This is a genomic window from Domibacillus mangrovi (assembly GCF_001906925.1).
GTDB classification, from domain to species: Bacteria; Bacillota; Bacilli; order Bacillales; family Domibacillaceae; genus Domibacillus; species Domibacillus mangrovi.
The window spans coordinates 70,392-86,972 of the sequence record NZ_MRWQ01000022.1 but is presented as its reverse complement, the minus strand read 5'-3'; the positions used below and the strand labels follow the sequence as shown (position 1 = coordinate 86,972).

Below are 16,581 nucleotides of genomic sequence, written 5' to 3'. Positions count from 1 at the left end.
GCTGCCATTATTTAATTCAACCACTTTGCTTTTCCACGGCTCATCCTCAGGTGGTCCATTTAACACTAGGTTCACCCCATCCGGATTCACCATCGGCACAATGGATAAAAAGTTTTCTTGATACAAACGATAAGTTGAAAGACCTCGTATCGGCTGTAGATTGGTCAATGATAAAACATAATCATTTAAAAACGTCATGATAACTGGTGTGGTGATCCATTCATTCGCATGAAATGAACCATTATAATGAACCCGTTTCTTCCCATTACCAATTGTCACTTCAGGTATTTCCTTCCCAAGCACAGAACGGCCGATTGAAGGCACACGTAAAAATGGATACACCGTTCGTAATTGCCTCAGATCCGTTATCATTTGACTATAATCGTACGGTCGCTTTCCCTGTACAATCCGCCAAGTAACTCGTAGCGGTACATGAATCGTTTGCCCGATTTGCAATTGAGTAGGAAGTAGTCCAGGATTCGCCAGCATAATGGCATCAATCGGGATCTTATAGTCCTCTGAAATACGCCACAGGGAATCGCCACTCTTTATTCGATAGTTATGCGTAACAAAACCTGGAATTCGTATTCTTTGTCCAACTGACAGTCGATCTGGCTGAAGTTCCCGGTTTGAATCTTTAATAAGCTGAAGACGAATCGTAAACAACTGACTGTAAGACCATAATGAATCTCCCGCTCTCACAACAACATCCATACGTTTCCCCCTTATTGTCGCCCTCCTTAAAGTGTATGTATGCTTTTCCACTTTTATCAATAAAGTGAAACTTCATTCAGTGGGGGTTTTCTTCATCCCCTGACCGGCTTCGGCCGGCCCGAACCAATCGGGCTTTTACGGGCAATTGATCCCCCGCTTATCCTCCTTTTCTTTTCGACGGCTTGAAACGGGGGTCTTACTGCCCGTTAATGCGGGATAAAGTGAAATTTCCCAGCCAGATAAAAACAAGGCTGTCCCAGTCAGTTATTCACTGACTTTTTGGACAGCCTTGTTTCCAATCGTCTTCTACTCTTCTCCTGCTTCTTCAAACGCAGCAGACACTTGATCAAATTCCTCATCGCTCTCAATAATGGATAATCCCTCATCTTCTTCTACTCTCAAAAAGAAGACATCAATATCTTCGTCCGTTTCCTCTTGAATTTCTTCTACAAATCCAACAGCCGCATATTCTATTCCCTCTATATTCATTGTGCCGAGCACTTCAATTTCCTGCTCTTGATCGTTCTCATCAATTAACGTAAAAATATCGCCGATTTCAACTTTTTCCATATTGCTTTCCCCTCCTATGCCCTTTTTAAATTAGATTCTTTATACATTATACCCGCTGCCTTATTTTTCAAAAGAAAAACAAACTTTTTATGGGGGTTCGTTACCTTTTTCGGACAATAAAGGTGTCACCAAGAAGTGCCCAATTTTGAGGAAAAGGATACCCAAGTACCCAATAACTGAGACCTCTAAGCTTGTACGCTTTCACTAAATCAAATTTAGCTTTGGCACTGCGGGCATCTTCAAACCAGACTTCATGGGAGCGTCCCTGTTCATCTTTGTACGTATAAAATGGAGATTGAGTCATCTCGTCATATTTTATTTCAGCCTTATATTTGACAACTCGTCTGATCGCTTCCTGCATGTCAAATGTCTCTGCTTCCTGCCCTTTTTTATGCGGTACAAGCCAGTCACGTGCATAAATTTGAAACCCTAATAAAATTTTATCTCTTGGGATAGCAGTCACAGCGTAGTCAAGGACACGCTTCATTTGATTAATCGGGGAAATCGCTTGTGGCGGCCCCTTCCGATATCCCCATTCATAGGTCATGAGCACAGTAAAATCAAGTATCCGTCCGTGTGCAGGATAATCGTGTGCTTCAACTAATAATCCCTTTTGATTGGCACTCGTTTTTGGTGCAAGAGAGGAAGAGACAAAGTACCCTTCAGGATGCAAACGGTCCACTGCCCGCTTGAGAAAAAGATTATATAATTCACGGTCTGCAGGTGCCACATTCTCGAAATCGATATTCAGTCCTTTATACCCTTTATCCTTCATCACTTTTATACTGTTGGTCAATACTTTTTCCACTAAATTAGGGCTCGAAAGAATAGTGTGCGCAAGATCAGTTCCTGCTTCTGTACTGGAAAAATTGGTAATAGCCATGATAGGTACGACACCTGTTGACTGAGCTGCCTGTATCGTCGGACCATCATCAATGCCTTCTAAACTGCCATCTTCCTTCATTCGATATCCAAATGGACTTATATACGTCAGATCATAAGCGACTTCACGTACTTGCTGCCCACCAGCTTGCCCAAATGTGTACGAGAATGCATTTACATCAATGATGGGCTTTGGTGCAGTCGGAATCTTCAAACTTTGTCCTATATAAAGGCGGGAAGATGTTGTCAGCTGATTCGCCTGTACAATCGCTTCAGGCGTCGTTCCATAGCTAGCCGCGACCTTATAAAAACTGTCTCCTGCTCTTACAGTGTGATAGGTCACCGGTATTACAATGATCTGACCAGGATAAAGACTAGTTGGATTAGTCATGTTATTCGTTTGCATGATTTCCTGCACAGTTATTCCATAATGAGTCGCAATGTTTGCAAGCGTATCCCCTAGCTGCACGGTATAGAGAAGATACGGTTCTGGAATGAGTAATGCCTGGCCAATGACTAACATTTCAGGATTTTCCAGACTATTCACACTGACGATTTGGGTGGTGCTAATCCCATATTGGCGGGATATGCCCCATAACGAATCCCCTCTCTTCACTACATGAATTTTCACATTTAGACCCCGCTTTCCTTCCTGTTTTCCATTCAGTTTATTAATAAAAAAACCTTTATATGATTAAATCTGTTGAAGTCTGCACATACAAAAAACACGACAAGCGCAACCTCTCGTCGTGTGTATACTTGGAAGCTTACTTGCGAGCCTCCCGTTCTTGCTTTTCCCAAAGCTTTAGAGATGGATATGGATCAAATGCCCATTCATTCCGGCCGTTATCTTTATACATGCCATAGTGAAGATGTGGAGGAAATTGACCAGACGTCCCTTTTTTTCCGTATCCAGAGCTGCCAACGTATCCAATCACATCCCCTGGTTTAACAATATCTCCTTTTTTAATCTCTTTACTGAAATAAGCTAAATGAGCGAAGTAATGGTACGTATTGTGAATATCGCGAATACCAATTCGCCAGCCTCCGTATTTATTCCACCCTTTTATTTCAACGATTCCGTATGATGTCGCCCGTACAGGGACGCCGTAATCCGCAAATAAATCGGTCCCTTCATGTATCCGGCGGCCTCCCCATCCTCTACTTGCTCCCCATGTGCCCCGATAACTAAAGTTATGTTCAACAGGGATAGGAAAAGCATGCTCATCCAAATGTATATTTTGGAAATGTTTGTAAATTTTCGCAATGGTCATAATTTGATTGACTGTTTGTTTACGCCCATAATAATTCATTAACGCTTTTTTAATACTTTTTTCTGTATGCCCATATTCACTTAAGTAAGCAGCCATCGTATACATCACATCGTCATCGTTGTCTGGATCGGCAATGCCATCCTGATTACCATCCCGTCCTTTTCCGTTAAAAAAAGTGATGGAGCGGGGGGCCGTATCTTCTTTATTTGGATTAAGCATCCCTGCCCATACTTCATATGGAAATTTAATGGAAATAACACCTTTTTTTTCAGGTATGTCCGTGCGTACCTGCTCTATGTTACGTTCAAACTGATCGACCGCAGCCAAGTAATACCACGGTAACATAATACTCTCATATTTTATATAATACCTCATCCGCGCATTCAGCTGCTCCTCTCTCGTCGGCTGCTCTTCAGCTGAAGCAACAGAGGTAAAAAGAAAGATGAATGCGATCAAAGAAGGCAGCAATAATAACGATCGACGCACACATAAAACCTCCTTTTTTTAATATCTTCCCTAGACTTCCCTAATCCAGTTTGTTTCATAAATCCTTTTATTGGCGACAAAAAAACCCCTTCAAATCAATTATTTTTAGGGGTTTTCCAATATTTCACACAAACAGATTCACTTTATCATTATTTACCATTTATCTCCCTCAAGCGGCTGAGCCCATTCTCCTAAATAATGGCGTGCAACGGGATTATTGCGTACATCGTTCTCTTCCCCTTCCACTACCTCACAAAGACTTTTTGGGATACTGCGCCGATTTCGCCGTTCAAATGCCGGCCAGATGACTATATATCTCTCCCGCCCGTCATCCATCACATGAAACGTTTCGTTTAAGTTTTGTTCATACCACTTATTATAAACCGGGTTTGTACGGACAATTTTCACTAATTTTAATGTCATTCTTTTTTAACCACCTTTTCAAAAATTTCTCTCTATCGTTATGCCCGTAAAAAAATGTTCTATACAAGTATCCATTCATTTATTAATGATTTGATTGTGTTGTTTTATATTTGAATTATGCATATACTGTCACTTGTTTTAATTTATTTTATAATCCACATAACAAAAAGCCTTTTCCGTTGAAGAAAGGCTGTGATTTTTATTGTCTTTAGCTAAGAAAGGTACCATTTTTTATTTTATTTTGATATACACGGGATACACATAAGGCTCGTTTGGTTCTGATATTATTTTCCATGAACTGATTTTCAACATCGGTATCTCAAAACCGTCATATTGTGTAATATGAAGTATTCCTTCTACTTCCATCCATGTATCCTGTTCTATTGTATAAGCTTCATCAAACTCCGTTAAAAAACCAATGCTACTGGCATCTGCAACACAATGAGTAATTAAAAATCGCGTCAAGGCAAGCTGATTGGATTGAAAACTTTCTTCTTTATAAACAAAGCCTGTCATCTTTACCGTTCGGCCAATATATTTTTCAGGTTCCGCGTTGATCCGCCCGTAGTACGGTTCAAACACCTCATCTTTCATATGGATGACACGGTCATGATCTAAACGCTTCATGTTCTCGTCATACTCCCCTTGCTTTATTTCTTTTCGATCGACAACCATTCCTTTATGATCATAAAGCGATGGATCAACTTCTGTTTCTGCCTGCATTTGAGATTCAGCTGTTTTCGGTGTCAAAACGGTCCCTTTTTTAGCCGCAGCCCCTGCACCTAGCGTTTGCGGGGGTAATAGAAAACCAGTCATTAACGGAAAGATCAAGATAGAATACGAAATCATTTTTTTAACGGGCGATCGGGGATGATCATGACTGCATTCATGATGACATTGATGTTCATGCTTTTTCTTTCTGCTCCATATTCGAAAAAGCTGAATGAAAAAAAGGAAAAAAAATACGTACGCGGCCGTTTTACTTAGCAGATCATATTTAGGATTTATATACTTGGCAATATCCCCATTTAAATGAAGATTTATTAATAACCAGGTAAATGCAGCTAAAATAACAGCTCTAAAGGCTTGCTGTATATGAAATGTCATAAGTATTTCTCCCTCCTGTTACAGCCAGGCTAAGAAGCTGACACATGTAAAAACAGTGATCGTAATCAATACAATTAAACTGATGACAAATTTCATGTTAAAGACACTAGCTAGCATGAACGTATTTTTCAGGTCAATCATCGGACCATATATTAAAAAAGCAAGAATGGAAGACATTGGGAACATATGACGGAAGGAGGCACCGATAAACGCATCTGCTTCTGAACAAAGGGATAAGACGTAAGCAAGTCCCATCATGACGAGTGTTGATGAAGCCCAACCTTCCCCGACCTGCAAAAGAGATTGGGCAGATACGTACGTTTGAATAAATGAAGCAAAAAACGCCCCTAAAATTAAGTACTTTCCCATGACAAAAAATTCATCAATAGAATGTTTAAACATGTCCCAAACTCGCACGAAAAAAGAAGCCTTTCGTTTCGATTCACGTATCGTCTCTTGATGCGGCTGCACTTTCAACTGATTCTTTTTAAAAAACAGGCTCATGATTAGAGAGATGATCATCGCCGCTGCAAAACCGACACCCATTCGCAATCCAGCTATTCTCATATCATTTCCGAACGCCATGTACGTGGAAAAAATCACAATTGGATTAATAAGCGGCCCCGTTAATAAAAACCCAACGCCTGCATAAATGGGAACTCCCTTCGCAACAAGCCGGCGCACAATCGGCACAATCCCGCATTCACAGGCTGGAAAACAAGCTCCGATTACGCAGCTTATCGTCACCGCTGCACATCGATTTTTGGGAATCCACTTCTCCACCTGCTCTTCACTCACAAAAATTTGAATAAACCCGGCAATTAACACACCAATTAAAACAAACGGCATCGCTTCAATTAAAATACTTAAAAAAATCGTATTTAGTTGCAAAAAAGATGCTGGAATTTGAAAAGTAATAAATTCCACATTCATCATTTTTTTTATAACAGCGAAATAAGTAATGGCTGCCAACACAATAATTTCTGTGAAATTCAGTAAATGTATCCAAACTGAACGATTCATTTGTCCCTCCACCCTCCGTCCATTTTTTACTACATCCATTCATTCAGGTGTGTATTTTTGATATATGCACGTTCATGATTATGATGTTTAAAACGTAATTATTACGATTAATACTTTACAACAATCGTTTAAAAAAGCATGTCTCTCCTCATTGATTTCCAAGCTAAGAAATCTTATCTTTCGTGACGAATAGCTCGTTTGAGCGAGCAAATTTGTTTTGCAAACAAAAGAATAGAGCTGTCCTTCAGCCAGTTATTCATTGGCTAAGGGACAGCTCTTCAGGATCGATCTTATTCACAAACAATGATTTGTCTCAAAAATAAGCCTTTTTTAGCCACACAGCGATCTGTAATATCAAACCCTGCTGCTTCGATCATCTCATCGATGGTTTCGATTGTGATCACGACCACTTTTTGAGCAAAACGACGCGCATGCTGGAGAATAGAGAACTGCTCTTCTCGTGTTACATGCGTATAAAGATTGTACGGTAAATCGATAATAGCTACATCATAGTTATTCGCAACATCGGCGATCGGACCTAACGTTACATCACCCTCAAGCCCGAAATGAGCGATGTTCTCCCTTGATCCACTCGTTACAAGAGGATTGATATCACGGCCGACAATGTCAATGCCCATAGAAAGTGCTTCCACCAATACGGTCCCAATTCCACAGCACGGATCGATCGCCCTGATGCCCTCTGGGTTCGGAACGGCAATATTCACAACAGCTCTGGCTACTCTTGTGCTGAGCGCCGTGGAATATTCACGCGGCTTTTTCAAGTGATGAAACCAAACGGACTCGCTTTTCTCGTATTTCCCAAAATACCAACGGCCGCCCATTGTCACAATGCCAAATGTATGATCAGGATGATGAATATCAGCTTCACCATGAATATGCATGCCAATTTCTCGCTCAATGACACGCCTCTTGTCATATTCTATTTTTTCCGATTGATCCAGATCATTAATTTTAACGAAGAGGACTTTAAACGTCTCTTCAAACAATTGAATTTGTTCGACTTCCGCTAAAATATCCGGCAGGCCGTCCCCTTCAAACATGACGTCAATCCGCTCCTTTATAAACGGACTCCGGCTCGGGTCGATTTTGGTTGTGCTTTTGATAAGCTTCGATTCCGATTCGATTCCAAATAGTGAGCGCATTTCCATGTGGCATAATGAATGTTCTTCCTCACTGAATGCGTATGTATAAATAAATGATTGTATTTTTCTGTTTTTATTCAAATTTTCCCATCCTTATATATCTTTTACTTTTATTCAACTATTCAAGGGCTCCAGCTACCTCATAATGACGAAGGTCGATTTCTGTTGCTTTGCCAAGAGCAAGCTTAGCCAGTTCAGAACCGAGATATGGACCTACTGTTAACCCGGAAGCACCGAGCCCATTTGCAATGAATAACCCCTCATAGCCAGGCATTTCACCAATTACGGGGAGAAAACCAGGTGTGAATGGTCTAAATCCCACCCTCGTTTCAAGCACCGTGCTATTTGTAAGACCTGGTGCCACCGACAATGCTTTATCAAAAATTTCATGCAGCCCACCTGCTGTCACCCGGTCATCAAATCCGGTTCCATTTTCATGTGTGGCGCCTACGACAACTCGGCCGCCTTCAAATGTGAGAATGTACTGATCATTCGGCGGCATGACAACCGGCCAATTGCTCGTATCCGTGTCCGGTAGATGGAGATGAACGATTTGCGCTTTTTGATGCGTTACTAAAAAACGAATACCGAGCGGCTGCAACAGCTCGTTTGCCCAGGCACCTGCCGTGACAATTACATGATCAGATCGTAACATCTTCTCCCCAGCCTTAATACCTGTAACGATGTTTTCTTCATAGACTAATGAGGCATCTGCTTGAAGAATAGATGCACCTTGTTTTCTCGCACCATTCACAAGAGACTGCCGGAGAGCCCTCCCGTTTACGCGTGCCGCACCGCTTATATGAACAGATCCATATTGGGCGTCTAAAGGCGGAAACAAATGATTCGTTGCAGCCGGTGTTAAACGAGTAATTTCACCGATTTCCGGAGCTTTGTGACGCCGTTTATATGCCCGTTCTTCCATTTGATCCAGTTTTACATCTTCTGTATGAAGACTAATCGCACCTACTTGGCTATACCCTGTATCCCTTTCACCATCAGCTTCTAATTGCTTAATTAAAGATGTATAGTATTTTGCTCCATTTTTCGCCAATGTGTACCACGCTTGATTACGGCGCTGCGAAAGCCAGGGACAGACTATCCCTGCCGCTGCATCCGTCGCTCTTCCCGAATCCTTCCGATCGACTAATGTTACATTCGCTCCGGCTTTTGCGAGATGATAAGCGGTAGAAGCGCCTAGAATGCCCGCTCCAACAACAATATACGTTTTCATAAAATAAAACACCTTTTCCTTTTTGTTTCTTATTATACCTTTTTTAGCAGAGCAAATAAGAAAAACGCCGAACAATGAGGTGATATATGCTATGATGGGGATAAAAAGGAGGCTTCTATTTTGATTATATATGAAGGAATCCATCATATCGGAGTCAACGTCACCGACCTTGAAAAAGCGAAACATTTTTACCGAGATATTTTATGCTTGCAAGAGCTCGAGCGCCCTCCCTTTGATTTTGAAGGCGCTTGGTTCGCAGCTGGTAAGCAGCAAATTCATCTCCTCGTTACCCCTCAGTCGCAAACGATTCGCGCTGACAAGTCATTATCAAGCCGTGAAGGCCATTTCGCCCTCCGCGTTCATGATTACGATGAAACGCTTCATTGGTTACAAAGCCATAACGTTTCTGTACTTGAGAAACCAAACAGCAAAAGCGGCTTCGCCCAAATTTTCTGCGCGGATCCAGATGGAAATTTGATCGAACTGCACGTTGAACAGACCAACTAAAAGCGAGTCATCCATTTTTTTCTTTACTACCTTGTTTTCAATTTCCTTTTTTGTTCAATTTCCCAAATAGACTATACAAACCTATTAAACAAGCTACAAATAACAGCGATATATACCACGGCATATCGGTAATGGATTGACCGAATGCCGTATACACCATGGATGGAATGATAATACCTAAAACAGAGTAATACATATACTCTTTGTACGATTTTGTCATGTCTATTAAATAAAGAGATAATAATTGAAAATGAATAAAGGGCATCATACGCAAAATCATCACTTGACCAACTGTCATCTTTTGATCTTTTAACACTTTCCTTTTCAACATTAGCATCTTTTCACGTACAGAAGGAAAAAGATTGACCACTTTATAAAAAGCCGCACTCATCAGTGATAAACCAATGATGGAATAAAATGTGCCGTTCACGAATCCAAATAAGTACCCGCCAGCTACACACAAGACGACGACCGGTATAAAAAGAATGGGACGCAGCAAATGTAATAAAATAAAAAGAATAGGTGCGATCCAACCCGCTTGCTCGATGATACGCTGTATCCATAATTCTAAACTATTCATATCGATTCCTCCTTTCTTTTTCATCTTTCTTTTCATTATACCGATTTTAACAGTAGATGCTCCTCCGTAAAATGAAACAATCGTAAAAATGTTCTTCTTAACAATCGAAAATACTTGCATTCAGCTAGATCAACTGTCATTCTTAAAGGATCAAATACTTTGAAAAAAGAACGCGAAGGTGACGAACATGATTGAGATTAAAACTTCCACGCTCAGCGATGGAGAATTCAATAGAGGTGTATTTGCGAAACGTGATATCGCAAAAGGTGAGTTGCTGCACGAAGCACCCGTTATTCCATATCCGAATGAGCAGCACGTTCATATCGAAAAAACACTTCTTGATGACTATGCATTTGAATACGGCCAAAACCATACCGCTTTCGTATTAGGCTATGGTATGCTGTTTAACCATTCCTATACGCCGAATGCTACGTATGATATTAACTTTGACAACCATACATTTGACTTTTTTGCTTACACAGACATAAAAGCAGGAGAAGAGATCTTGATCAACTACAATGGTGAAGTCGATAACCAAGATCCGCTATGGTTTAATGAAGAAACGGATAATAAAGATAAATCCGATAAGTGATCCCATTCTTTACTCTCGCTTAACGAAAAAAAGCCATAAAACGAGGACTTATACATAATCGTCCGCTTTTATGGCTTTTTTGCACGTCAGCTATTTGGTAAAAAAAGGATGCAACTGCTTTTTAGTCTAAAAAAACAGACAGCTTGAGATTTTTAGTTCGCAATTCGATAATTGAATAAACTTGTCTTTTACCATTCATCAATAATAGCTGTTTCTGGATCGATGGAAACATAGTAATCGTCTACATTTGTTTCAATCGAAAATTCGTAGTGTCCTTTTCTATCTGTTTTCTTATATGAAATGTGCTGCACGTACTCGCGGTATTTTTCATAGCTATATAGATCTTCATACGCACTAATTAAATATTTTTCCGCTTCTGCCACCGTTAAATCGAATGGCTCGTCGTACGCGGTCGCATATTTAGGAAGCTCACTCATTTTCCATTGGCCGTTCCGCTTCACAATTGTCCATGTTTCTGAGGCTGCTTCATCCATGCCTTCCGGATAACGTACTTTTACTGTTATACGTTCATTGCTCCGCTCGATCATTTCATACGGCAAACCCCAATCATATACTTCACTATAAACGATCCAATCACAATATGTGCATGTCACTTTGTAATACTCTTCCATCATCGTAAGCATCTTGCCTTCCGCAAAAGGCGCTAACTCCTGTTTAAACGTTGAAAAAGCAGGGCGGCTGCCATTCGGTTCATTTACATATAAATAATGATACATAATCGAAGACGCTTTATTCTGCACTTCTCGAATTAAACTCAAAATCTCTTGATCATTGTACTCGTTCACTGGCTTCGCTTTATGTGCACGGTCTAAAAACATCATCAATTCGGCACGCGTTAACTTTTTATCTGGCGAAAATGTCGTTACCGTCGTTCCAGCTGTTACTTTGTGACGGACTAGTGCCTCGATATACGGTGCTGCCCAGTTAGACGTTTTCACATCTTTAAAAGGCAATGTAAACGATGTTTTTTGCTCATAACCAAACGCATCAACAATCAACTTCGCCATTTGTGCCCGCGTTAAAATATCATTCGGCCGCATCGTCCGGTCCGTAAATCCTTGCAAAATTTTCCGCTCTGCCAGTGCGGCCACTTCATCATAGTTTTTATTTAGCACCGTGACATCACGAAATCCAGCATGATTCGTCTTTCGTTCCAGTCCAAGAATGCGCGAGAGCATGACCGCTGCCTCCATCCGTGTCACATACTTTCCTGGACGAGCCATCTCGTCTTCATCCGGTTCAAACACCCGTTTTGAATCCAAACTCCAGACAGCATCATACGCCCGATGCTTTGGCGATATATCATCAAAAATAGCCGCGGCTGCATCTACTTTCGCCGCCCAAAGTGTTGAACTGATCAACATAAATACCATTACAAATAGAAACCATTTCCTCATATGATAAAACCTCCCACAAATTCATTCATACACCTATTCTATCAAATAGTTTCAAAGATATGGAGATGAAAATGAAATTTCTCCTTTTTTGGCAGCCATACCCTCCTTATTTCCTTTAGAGGGGTACGATGTAGATAGACCTGAACGAACATTTAAGTCACCTGTATTCGTCCATAATGTTTTCGTAAAACTTGAAAACTCTCTCGTACGGAATTCCGGGTTCATCGCACTGGCAAGGAAAACAGCGTAATCTGACCTGCACCAAATGAGCCATCTGCCACTCCACTTGTAATACTACGTGATGTCAATGCATTCGCAGCACCAGATAGTTTTCTAGCAAAGTTATAATCGAATGCTTTTGATAACACGACTGCCATTTCTCCACGTGTCACTTCATTAGAATAAAGCGATCTGCACAATGCAGACCGCTTTATTCTAATAATAAGTGCTATTTATTTATTGTTTTTTGCTTCGCAATAGAAATTTTCCCATTCACTGTTGTTAGTTTAATTAAGTGATTCCCATCACCAATTATTTCGTTTGGTCTGTACCCATTCAGAATATCGATTTTTCCGTTGTCAACACTAACATCAAATGCCGTATTTGTCGGCTCTTTTTCGGTTTGGATCTCAATATTACCGTTATCAGATTCAAATTCAATAGCGCGATCTAAATGATTTGTCATAAGAGAAATCATTCCATTTTTTACTTCTCCGACCATCTTACCATCCACATCGTCAAGTGCAATTTTCCCATTATCTGCTTTGACTAAAACAGCTGAGGAAGATACATTTTTCAGATCAATGCGTCCATTACTTGTCTTTGCTTTCACTTGTTTTACATCAAGATTTTCTGCTTGAATACGCCCATTGTCTGTTTCAACAGTGACAGTAGAACCCTTAATATCTCGCAGTTCTACACGTCCATTGCTTATTCTAGCTTTCACATCTTTCACACGTAAATTCTCCGCTTTAACACGTCCATTATCACTGGAAATGATGAGTGAATCATACACTTTTTCAGGTACATATATTTTCAATAATAATGACGTTGATATAAAATCAAAGTTATAAAGTTTTGTCTGTCGCTCTTTTAACTGAACCGAAAGTGTCGTTCCTTCTACGTCTGCCAAGAACCTATATGCCGAGCTTTTCTTCGCCGTTCCTGACACCTGTACTGTTGTTTCTTGTTTATTCGTCGGGATGATTTCAATAGCAGCGTTATCTGTCGTTACGCTCAAACGTGTAATGTTTTGATCAGCTATCGCTTTTTCTGCTAAGACAGAAACAGAGTGATTCATCTTTTTAAATGTAATGAGACTTCCCGGGGCGCCCACAAGTAAAAGAATGAGTGCGATGAGTGATATTTTTTTCATATTAAACATGTTTTAATCCACCTTTAACCATTTTCGTGTTGAATCTTAAATAGCGGACAAATCCACGTATGAACCCCTTCGTCATATAAAACATGCCTATGGCAATAAACAAGCCCAGTCCACAAAGCATCATCGAGAAAAACATATCAAATAGAATAAATGTATCTGGGTTTAACATGACATTTATAAACACAAGCAAAGGAGAAAGAATAAACGCAATGCTTGACGCCCACCCGGCAACCACCAATGCTGCAATTGCGATAAATGGTCCTAGCACAATGACGACGTTAAAAAAACCTAATCCAATCACCGCCCACATGGCACGAACAATATTTCCCGTCGTTTCCGTTCTTTCTGCTTTTTCAAGAAGATGAGAGGCTAACAGTTCTTTTGCAATGTGATTGGGTGAACCGAGAGAAGCTGAAATGTGTTCTTCGCTTTTTCCTTCTGCTATTCCATTAGCAAAATGTTCTTTAAAGTCCTGCAAAATATCTTGCCGTTCATCTGAAGAAAGTTTTTGTAAAGATTCATCTAAACTATTCAAGAATTGTTGTTTATTCATCACTGACACCTTCTTTTATTAATTGATTAACACCGTTTGAAAATTCCTTCCACTCCCGGGTAAGCTCCCGAAGATACATTCTCCCTTTATCTGTTAACTTGTAATACTTACGTGATGGACCTTCTGATGATTCCTGTAAATAGGTTGTAAAATATTCTTCTTTCGTTAAACGTCTCAGCAATGGGTAGACAGAGCCTTCCGATATGGCAATTTGTTCAGATATTTTTTGAACAAGTTCATATCCGTACCGATCTTGCTTATCTAATAATACGAGAACACATAGTTCTAGAACACCTTTTTTAAATTGTACATTCAATGTTACATCCCTCATTTCTCCTCAGTACTATATACTATATAGTACTAACCTATAAAAAATACCTGTTGAAAAGAATATATCACTTAGTACTATTCATTGCAAGGTACTGTTCATTAAAAAATACGTTTTCTTTTCAAAACTTGATCTGAAAACGCATTTTTTCTTTTTTCCGCCTTGTTTTAATTTAATAAACGTTGTGTTTTATGTATATGGATTCATGGCTGCTTACATCTTTTTTTCATTATCTGTTCAACCAGTTTTCTTTTAAGTAACAGGGATTTGTATATGAAAAGTTGTTCCTTTCCCAAGAACACTTTGAACAGCAATATTCCCTCCATGCTCTTGTACCGTTGTAAAGACTTGTGTCAGTCCTAAACCAGTTCCTTCGCTTTTACTCGTAAAAAATGGCGTACCAAGTATATGGATTTTTTCTTCTGGTATCCCTATTCCCGTATCACTTATGATGATATGGTTACAGCCATCTTTATAATAATGTTCAATTTTAATGTTTCCTTCGCCTTCAATCGCTTCCAGTGCATTTGTCATTAAATTGTAAAAAGCTTTAATAAATAAGTTTTTCTTTCCTTTTATTGTTTTCTCAGAATCTTTTAAATCTATCTCTACTTCTACACTATACAATCTGTCCTGGAATAAAAATAGCATTGACTTTATTTCTTTGCATACATTGATTTGAACAAATGGTTCATCCTGTAAATCTGGTTTGGATACTTGTAATAAATTTTTTATTGTATCTAATGCTCTATCTAACTCTTCATTGATTGTCATTAAATACGGATGTGAATGGTCTTCTTGATATAGCTGTAAAAACCCTTTGACCGCTGTCAATGGATTTTTCACTTCATGTGCAATACCCGCTGCGATTTGACCGATAGACGCCAATTTTTCTTGATCTTTTAATCGTTTTTCAGCTATTTTACGAGAAGATATATCTTGAATAATGAGTTGAGCTAAAACTTTTCCTTTCATATTAAAAGGCACAACCATTAATTCAACATCGATAAGCGTCCCATCACGCCTAATCATCTTTTTCTCCCCTCGTCCCGCTATTTCTTTTTTCTCAATCACGTTTTTCAATTGTTGCTTACAAAAAACATGAAACTCTGGAGAAACAAACGATAATAAATTTTTCTGTATCACTTCGTTAGATGTAAAAAAATCGAGTAATTCAACAAAGGCTTTATTACAATAAATAATTTCTCCTTCTTGTTCAACAATTAAAATTGAATTGAACGAATAATCAATCAATTGATAAAAATCTATATTCTTTCCTCCAACTTCCGCTAGCAAGCACATCACCTTCTTTAGTATAAAGATAGCAAAAAATAACTTAAAAGACACCACTTATCCACATATTTACTGTATTTTCCTTGCATATACATAAGAAACCAATTCATCTAAAACGATTCGCTGACATGAACAGAAAGAAAGGAGGCGAAGACAAACCTGCTTTTATTCGAAATTGTAATAAGCAGGTTTGTCAATAAGATGAAAGCGTTCACAAAAACTGTTCTTTTAACTCTTCTGCCCGTCCCATAAACCTTACTCCTTCATTTATTTGAACTGTATCACAAATGAGATGCACAACATTATTTTTTTCAGTCCACGCGATTAAATCTCTTTCTAATATCTTTTTCCCACAAGTAGAACATATTAAACCAACTTCATTGTTCATTATATGATTTCCCCCTTTTTTTGAAAGCGCTTTATATTATTATATCGCATCTATTATGAAAATATTGTAAAATCATTAAAATTATTCCGTCGAATAGAGAGAACTTTTGGGGGTTCATCCGTTCAATCAAAAGAGCATTTCAAGTGACCATTTTTCGTATTCATTTAATTGATCATATGGTATTATGTTGTTTATAATAAATAATTCTGACAATGGCAAACTGATCGAAAGATTGGGACGCAAAGTTACAGATCTAAGGCCAAATGGCTATGATGGCTGAGCCGCCTTAGTAATTGGAGGTATAGGTGTTGAAGCGGGGCAATGTTGGAATGAAGAGATTAGACAGAATATGGATTTTTTCACCGTTAGAAGTTAAAATCGCGTATATGGAGGAGCGATATCTGTCAGATGAACAGTTGCTGATCGCACATAAAAATGCCCTAACGCTCGAGTTAGACGAAGATTTCATTCAACTGCTTGAAAAAGAAATAAAAAGAAGAGACTTATTACTGACTGTCGACTCTACCATACATATTGAATGCTTGACAGAGACGAATCGTTAATCATCTATCTTCTAATCGCCCAACAAAAACACCCTCAGGAATGATTAAACAAAATCAATCATTTCTGAGGGTGTTCTTTTCGAACTGATAACATCTATA

20 protein-coding genes and 1 riboswitch are annotated in these 16,581 nt (G+C 39.2%); of the genes, 3 read left to right on the top strand and 17 right to left on the bottom strand.

The window, feature by feature from the left end:
* From BLL40_RS15620 to BLL40_RS15580, 9 genes are all read right to left on the bottom strand, one after another.
* Window positions 1-714: LysM peptidoglycan-binding domain-containing protein (locus BLL40_RS15620; protein ID WP_143180137.1), on the bottom strand; the 714-nt coding region annotated here is incomplete at its 3' end.
* Between the two features lie 306 nt (window positions 715-1,020).
* Window positions 1,021-1,284: a DUF1292 domain-containing protein gene (locus BLL40_RS15615; protein WP_073712783.1), complete on the bottom strand. Its 264-nt coding sequence runs from the start codon at window positions 1,282-1,284 to the stop codon at window positions 1,021-1,023.
* A 100-nt stretch (window positions 1,285-1,384) separates the two neighbouring features.
* Entirely contained in the window at window positions 1,385-2,797 is a 1,413-nt protein-coding gene (locus BLL40_RS15610; protein ID WP_073712782.1) for a LysM peptidoglycan-binding domain-containing protein, read from the bottom strand.
* A gap of 136 nt (window positions 2,798-2,933) precedes the next feature.
* Window positions 2,934-3,926, bottom strand: a complete 993-nt coding sequence (locus tag BLL40_RS15605; protein ID WP_073712781.1) for a M23 family metallopeptidase — start codon at window positions 3,924-3,926, stop codon at window positions 2,934-2,936.
* Between the two features lie 153 nt (window positions 3,927-4,079).
* Window positions 4,080-4,349: a hypothetical protein gene (locus BLL40_RS15600; protein WP_073712780.1), complete on the bottom strand. Its 270-nt coding sequence runs from the start codon at window positions 4,347-4,349 to the stop codon at window positions 4,080-4,082.
* Between the two features lie 231 nt (window positions 4,350-4,580).
* Window positions 4,581-5,456: a TIGR03943 family putative permease subunit gene (locus BLL40_RS15595; protein WP_073712779.1), complete on the bottom strand. Its 876-nt coding sequence runs from the start codon at window positions 5,454-5,456 to the stop codon at window positions 4,581-4,583.
* Between the two features lie 18 nt (window positions 5,457-5,474).
* Window positions 5,475-6,479 carry a permease gene (locus BLL40_RS15590; protein WP_073712778.1) on the bottom strand — a complete coding sequence of 335 codons (1,005 nt, stop codon included), beginning with the start codon at window positions 6,477-6,479 and terminating at the stop codon, window positions 5,475-5,477.
* Between the two features lie 290 nt (window positions 6,480-6,769).
* Entirely contained in the window at window positions 6,770-7,723 is a 954-nt protein-coding gene (locus BLL40_RS15585; RefSeq protein ID WP_073712777.1) for a TRM11 family SAM-dependent methyltransferase, read from the bottom strand.
* Between the two features lie 37 nt (window positions 7,724-7,760).
* Complete coding sequence (locus BLL40_RS15580; protein ID WP_073712776.1) at window positions 7,761-8,876, bottom strand: NAD(P)/FAD-dependent oxidoreductase; 1,116 nt, start codon at window positions 8,874-8,876, stop codon at window positions 7,761-7,763.
* A 120-nt stretch (window positions 8,877-8,996) separates the two neighbouring features.
* Between BLL40_RS15580 and BLL40_RS15575 the strand changes: the two genes are divergently transcribed.
* Complete coding sequence (locus BLL40_RS15575; RefSeq protein ID WP_073712775.1) at window positions 8,997-9,383, top strand: VOC family protein; 387 nt, start codon at window positions 8,997-8,999, stop codon at window positions 9,381-9,383.
* Window positions 9,384-9,420: 37 nt separating this feature from the next.
* Here BLL40_RS15575 and BLL40_RS15570 read toward each other — a convergent pair whose 3' ends face one another.
* Window positions 9,421-9,963 carry a TVP38/TMEM64 family protein gene (locus BLL40_RS15570; RefSeq protein ID WP_073712774.1) on the bottom strand — a complete coding sequence of 181 codons (543 nt, stop codon included), beginning with the start codon at window positions 9,961-9,963 and terminating at the stop codon, window positions 9,421-9,423.
* A gap of 187 nt (window positions 9,964-10,150) precedes the next feature.
* Between BLL40_RS15570 and BLL40_RS15565 the strand changes: the two genes are divergently transcribed.
* Window positions 10,151-10,555 carry an SET domain-containing protein gene (locus tag BLL40_RS15565; protein WP_073712773.1) on the top strand — a complete coding sequence of 135 codons (405 nt, stop codon included), beginning with the start codon at window positions 10,151-10,153 and terminating at the stop codon, window positions 10,553-10,555.
* A 188-nt stretch (window positions 10,556-10,743) separates the two neighbouring features.
* On the opposite strand, the gene BLL40_RS15560 is transcribed toward BLL40_RS15565, so the two are convergent.
* From BLL40_RS15560 to BLL40_RS16860, 7 genes are all read right to left on the bottom strand, one after another.
* Window positions 10,744-11,973 carry an S-layer homology domain-containing protein gene (locus BLL40_RS15560; protein ID WP_073712772.1) on the bottom strand — a complete coding sequence of 410 codons (1,230 nt, stop codon included), beginning with the start codon at window positions 11,971-11,973 and terminating at the stop codon, window positions 10,744-10,746.
* Between the two features lie 221 nt (window positions 11,974-12,194).
* Window positions 12,195-12,392, bottom strand: a complete 198-nt coding sequence (locus BLL40_RS17870) for a hypothetical protein (RefSeq protein WP_245797971.1) — start codon at window positions 12,390-12,392, stop codon at window positions 12,195-12,197.
* 29 nt (window positions 12,393-12,421) lie between these two features.
* On the bottom strand, window positions 12,422-13,357 hold the full coding sequence (locus tag BLL40_RS15550; protein WP_073712771.1) for a DUF4097 family beta strand repeat-containing protein: 936 nt from the start codon (window positions 13,355-13,357) through the stop codon (window positions 12,422-12,424).
* Window positions 13,350-13,910: an HAAS signaling domain-containing protein gene (locus tag BLL40_RS15545; protein WP_073712770.1), complete on the bottom strand. Its 561-nt coding sequence runs from the start codon at window positions 13,908-13,910 to the stop codon at window positions 13,350-13,352. The genes BLL40_RS15550 and BLL40_RS15545 overlap by 8 nt, the downstream gene beginning before the upstream one ends.
* Window positions 13,903-14,226, bottom strand: a complete 324-nt coding sequence (locus BLL40_RS15540) for a PadR family transcriptional regulator (RefSeq protein ID WP_018393530.1) — start codon at window positions 14,224-14,226, stop codon at window positions 13,903-13,905. The genes BLL40_RS15545 and BLL40_RS15540 overlap by 8 nt, the downstream gene beginning before the upstream one ends.
* A 264-nt stretch (window positions 14,227-14,490) precedes the next feature.
* A complete protein-coding gene (locus BLL40_RS15535; protein WP_073712769.1) occupies window positions 14,491-15,540 on the bottom strand; it encodes a two-component system sensor histidine kinase NtrB in 1,050 nt (349 codons plus the stop codon).
* Window positions 15,541-15,742: 202 nt separating this feature from the next.
* On the bottom strand, window positions 15,743-15,919 hold the full coding sequence (locus BLL40_RS16860) for a hypothetical protein (protein WP_173799936.1): 177 nt from the start codon (window positions 15,917-15,919) through the stop codon (window positions 15,743-15,745).
* A 204-nt stretch (window positions 15,920-16,123) separates the two neighbouring features.
* Window positions 16,124-16,208, top strand: a riboswitch (cyclic di-GMP riboswitch).
* Between the two features lie 19 nt (window positions 16,209-16,227).
* Between BLL40_RS16860 and sda the strand changes: the two genes are divergently transcribed.
* Window positions 16,228-16,482 (top strand): sporulation histidine kinase inhibitor Sda, encoded by a 255-nt coding sequence (gene sda / locus BLL40_RS15530; protein ID WP_073712768.1) that lies wholly within the window; start codon window positions 16,228-16,230, stop codon window positions 16,480-16,482.
* Window positions 16,483-16,581: the final 99 nt, after the last annotated feature.